Annotated in this window: 2 protein-coding genes; both read right to left on the bottom strand. The window is 59.3% G+C overall.

Translation table 11 applies throughout. The features are described 5' to 3' along the window. Nucleotides 1-1,808, bottom strand: a 1,808-nt coding sequence (locus VGE80_RS19950; protein WP_440593876.1) for a hypothetical protein, incomplete at its 3' end; no start/stop codon positions are given. Nucleotides 1,809-2,181: 373 nt separating this feature from the next. After that, the coding region (locus tag VGE80_RS19945; protein WP_440593875.1) for a glutamine synthetase III family protein at nucleotides 2,182-4,086 on the bottom strand (1,905 nt) is incomplete at its 5' end.

The raw sequence follows: 4,086 nt of genomic DNA, 5'->3' as shown, positions 1-4,086 counted from the left end.
CGTTCCCAGTTGTCGTAGCGTACGTGGACGACCTCTTCCACGTGGCGGGCCTTCAACGTGGCAGGCTGGGGGCGTACCCGACGATAGGTGACCGATCGTGCGTCTCGTTCCGTCTCGAAAAAACGCTGGCGACCCGCCGAGGGGATCGCCCCTGCGAACAGGTCCGGGTTCAGCGCCTGGGGATCTGCCAGAGAGACCGGGAACTGAAGCAGGGATTCGAGCCGCAGTGGCAGTCGCCGAAAATGGACGGTGAATTGAGAGGGTGACTGGGGAACGGCTTTGACGATCGCGCCAGCGAGCCGCGCGTCAAAGAGGGGGGACTGTGGATCCAGTTTCCGCGACAATTCTTCAACGATATCGAAAGAAGTGATCAGGGGTCGGGCTTCCCAGTCGGCTCGCCGCAGTCGGACCGTAAACTGAACCTGACGTCCCAGATCTTGTGGTTCCCAGGCTTCTACGATTTGCGAGCGGTAGCGGACCCCCCGTTCATCAACCCGAGTCGGTTCAAACAGAGGTTGTGCCGTCAGGCTCGTGGCGAGTGTGTCGCTGGCCGTCGGGTAGGGATAGCTGGTGGCCTCACCCGGAAGTCGCAAGACCCCAAGACGGATGATCTGATGTCGCTCCGTCAGTTCTCGATGTGCTTCCCGCAGACCGGGTGTCTCAGGCCAGATCCGGGCAGCCTGATCGACCAGCCGTGCGCCAACGCCCGTGTTTCCTTCCGCGGAAGCTCGTCGAGCCTCTTCCATCATGGCGGTCGTCCGGCTGATCAGTTCCGCCTTCCACTTGAGTGCGATCGGATGCTGTGCTTCCCGAGCCGTTAAGCGCTTCAGGAAATAGCGGGCTTCGCGATAGCGTTCCTGGTCTCCGAGTTCATTGATCAGCAGATCAATCACCTGACCCAGCCGCAGGGAAAGTTCGGGGTAGGACGAGTTGCGGTCCCACAGGTCTTCTAACAGGCGAACGGCCCCTTCCCGATCCCCTCGCTGGTTCCGCAACTCGGCATCGGTCATCAACAGTTTCTGGTAGAGTTCGTCAAATTTCGGCCAGGTCGCACTGAGCTTTAAGGGGGGCGGTTCCGGGAGCGTAAAGCGTTCGCGTTCGTCGCCGGCCGCGATCTCGGCCTCCTCGCGGCGCATGGCCTGATACGCTTCTTTCAATCGCACGTTGTTCTCGCGATGACGCCTGTCGACCAGCAGCAGCAAGTCGTAGGCGAGTGGAACGTTTCGTTCATCGATGAGAAGACTGGCCCGACGCAGAACCAGATCTTCGAAGTAGTCGATCTTCAGGATTACCTTCGTTTCGAGAAGGTAATCAGGGTCTTGCTCTTCCCCCGGCTCCAGCAGAGTGATCGGCAGAGACTGAAAGCTTCTGCGGCGTTCGCCCAGACGATCATTTCCTTCCCGGAATCCCGCGCGTCCTTTCAGATGACGCTCATATTCCAGATTCATCGATGCGAGCGTGTCGGGGCGAAGCGGGACCGGTTCCACGATGAGGACTTCATTGGATTTCAGCACGATCCAGTCAAAGGGCTTGGATCGCAGCAATTCTTCTGCTGCGGGAAGCTCCATGTCCGTGTACAGCGGTAGCGTGTCCGCAGTGCCCGGTTCGGCCTGTTGATCCGGCGCGACGGCGGGAGCGGGGGTCGACGGTTTTTTATCTTCTGCAGCCAGACACAACGCGGCGTCACTGCCCGGCAGGCTCAGGGCAACGAACAGCACGTACGCAACGCAGCGAATCACCGGTGTCCCGATTGCGTGCTGACGTTTTGTGTAGCGCGTTCCCGCAGGACCTGAATGTTGCAGACTCATGTACGAGAGACTGCGGTTTGCAGGCCGTACTCTACGCGAATTCATGATTCTCGGCGAAATGCCCATAACCGTCTTTTCGATGTGTGTCGGGGGTCAACAGGCCATCGGCGGCGGGCGCCAGACGAACGAGAGATCATAACCATCTGTGAGACGGAATTTCGACGGTAGAGGCGGAGGTTGAAAAGGATCTTGCTTCGCGAAAAGGAAAGACCCGGGACGTAAACGTCCCGGGTCTTTCTGGCTCAGCTCAATTTTATCGACCACAGGCCTGAGAGAGTGGCCTCAGACCTGCAGCAGTTTCGGCTCAACACCCTGCAGAGACCGCGAGTTCACTCTGTGATTCCCGCGGTCGTTCAGGCAGCGGCGACGAGGCTTACTTGATGAACAGCATTTCCTGGTAGGTCGGCAGTGGCCAGTAGTCGTCGGCGACGAGCGTTTCGAGTTCGTCGACGACTTCGCGAACTGCCTCCATTGCCGGCTTGACCTTCTTCGCACAACGTTCGGCGGCTTGCTTTGGATTTGCAACGCCGTGTCCACCATGGCAGCCCTCTTCGTTGAGGTGTTCCAGGACGGCGATCTTCTCGTTGAGCGACTTGATCAATCCACTCAGCTTCACCAGTAGCGAGGCATCGAAGTCGACGCCCGCAGCCTTACAGTTGGCGGCGGTTGCGGCGAGTTCACTCTGGTAACGGACCGCAGCGGGATAGATGATCGTCTTGGCGATTTCGTGGGAGAGCCGAGCTTCCACGTTCAGCGTCAAGGCGTACTGTTCGAAGTAAATCTCTTCGCGGCTGGCCGCTTCGCGTGCTGAGAGAACCTTGTACTTTTCAAACATCTCGACCGTGGCTGGCAGAGTAATCGCGGGGAGCGCGTCGATGGTCTGCTTGAGATTGGGCAGGCCTCGGCGGGCGGCTTCCGATTGCCATTCTTCTGAGTAGCCATCGCCATTGAAGCAGACAGAGCCGTGTTCGTTGGCGATCGATTTGAGCAGGTTCTGGACAGCCCCGGCGAGCTTGGCTGGATCACCGCCAGTGGTCTTTTCCAGTTCGGTGGCGATGTAGTCCAGCGATTCGGCCATGATGGTGTTGAGGGCCACCAGCGGACCGGACAGCGACTGGTTCGAACCAACAGCGCGGAACTCGAACTTGTTACCGGTGAATGCGAACGGGCTGGTTCGGTTACGATCGCCTGCGTCCTTGGGCAGAGCTGGCAAGGTGTCGACACCGACGGTCATGACGCCAGGCTGCTTGCTGGAGGAAGCAGAACCACTCTGCTTGATCTGCTCGAAGACGTCAGCAAGCTGTTCGCCAAGGAAGATCGAAATGATGGCGGGGGGAGCTTCGTTGGCACCGAGGCGATGATCGTTGCCAGCGTGTGCGACAACGGCACGCAGCAGTGAGCTGTGCTTGTGGACACCGCGGATGACAGCCGCACAGAATACCAGGAACTGCATGTTTTCGTGCGGTGTCTTGCCGGGTTCCAGCAGGTTCCCCTGAACGGCATTGCCGAGCGACCAGTTGCAGTGCTTGCCCGAACCGTTGACGCCAGCGAAGGGCTTTTCGTGCAGGAGGCACTCGAGACCGTACTTGGCGGCAACTCGCTTCAGCGTCATCATGATGAGCTGCTGATGGTCTGCGGCGACGTTGGCGTTTTCGTAGATCGGGGCGATCTCGTACTGGCTTGGTGCCACTTCGTTGTGGCGAGTCTTGACGGGGACGCCGAGCTTGAAGAGTTCTCGCTCGCAGTCGAGCATGAAAGCGAGGACACGGTCTGGGATGGCACCGAAGTACTGATCGCAGAACTCTTGCCCCTTGGGTGGCTTGGCTCCGAACAGAGTGCGGCCAGCGCTGATCAGGTCAGGGCGAGCGAAGAAGAAGTTGCGATCGATCAGGAAGTATTCCTGTTCTGGACCGCACGAGGCGGTGACCAGGGGAACATTCTTGTGACCGAACAGCTTGAGCACACGCTGAGCGTGGATGTTCAGTGCCTTCATCGAACGCAGCAGTGGAGTCTTCTTGTCGAGAGCTTCACCGGTCCATGAGAAGAAGGCGGTCGGGATGACCAGCGTGGTGCCGTTGGGGTTTTCGAGAATGAAGGCAGGGCTGGTAACGTCCCAAGCGGTGTAACCACGGGCTTCGAACGTGGCCCGAATGCCCCCCGATGGGAAGCTGGATGCGTCTGGCTCGCCCTGGGTCAAAGCCGAACCGCTGAATTCGTTAACGGCTCCACCCAGGCCGTCCGGTGCCAGGAAGCTGTCGTGCTTCTCGGCGCTAATCCC

The organism is Schlesneria sp., assembly GCF_036405755.1.
Lineage (GTDB): Bacteria > Planctomycetota > Planctomycetia > Planctomycetales > Planctomycetaceae > Schlesneria > Schlesneria sphaerica.
The sequence above is the reverse complement of the archived record's forward strand: the minus strand, read 5'-3'. Positions and strand labels throughout refer to the sequence as shown.